The sequence below is a fragment of the Arthrobacter sp. C152 genome (genome assembly GCF_054890965.1).
Genome location: NZ_JBTZSU010000102.1, coordinates 1 through 611 on the forward strand (window position 1 = coordinate 1; position 611 = coordinate 611).

The 611-nt window shown below is 68.9% G+C and carries 1 protein-coding gene; it reads right to left on the minus strand.

Translation table 11 applies throughout. The features are described 5' to 3' along the window. Positions 1 to 611: L-serine ammonia-lyase (locus ACYSM9_RS21895; RefSeq protein WP_461859050.1), on the minus strand; the 611-nt coding region annotated here is incomplete at both ends.

The following is a 611-nucleotide window of genomic DNA, read 5'->3' on the forward strand; positions in this document are numbered from 1 at the left end:
AGCATTCGACGACGTTGACGGCGAGGCCGCCCATCGCTGTTTCCTTGTATTTGTCGCTCATGTCCTTGCCGGTCTCGCGCATCGTGATGATGACCTCGTCCAGGGAAACCCGGTGGGTGCCGTCGCCCCAGAGCGCCATCTTCGCGGCGTTGATCGCCTTCGCGGCAGCGATCGCGTTCCGCTCGATGCACGGGACCTGGACCAGCCCGCCGATCGGGTCACACGTCAGGCCCAGGTTGTGCTCCATCGCGATCTCCGCGGCGTTCTCCACCTGCGCCGGGGTACCGCCCATCACCTCGGCCAGGCCCGCCGCGGCCATCGAGGACGCCGACCCCACCTCACCCTGGCAGCCGACCTCAGCCCCCGAGATCGAGGCCTGCTCCTTGTACAGCACCCCCACCGCGCCGGCGGCGAGCAGGAACCTGACCACAACGCCGTCGCGGTCTTCCTGGGTGGCCTGCTCCATGCCCGGGGCGAAGTGCAGCGCGTAGTAGAGGACCGCCGGGATGATCCCGGCCGCGCCGTTCGTCGGGGCCGTGACCACCCTGCCGCCGGAGGCGTTCTCCTCGTTCACCGCCAACGCCACCAGGTTCACCCACTCCTGCCAGTAC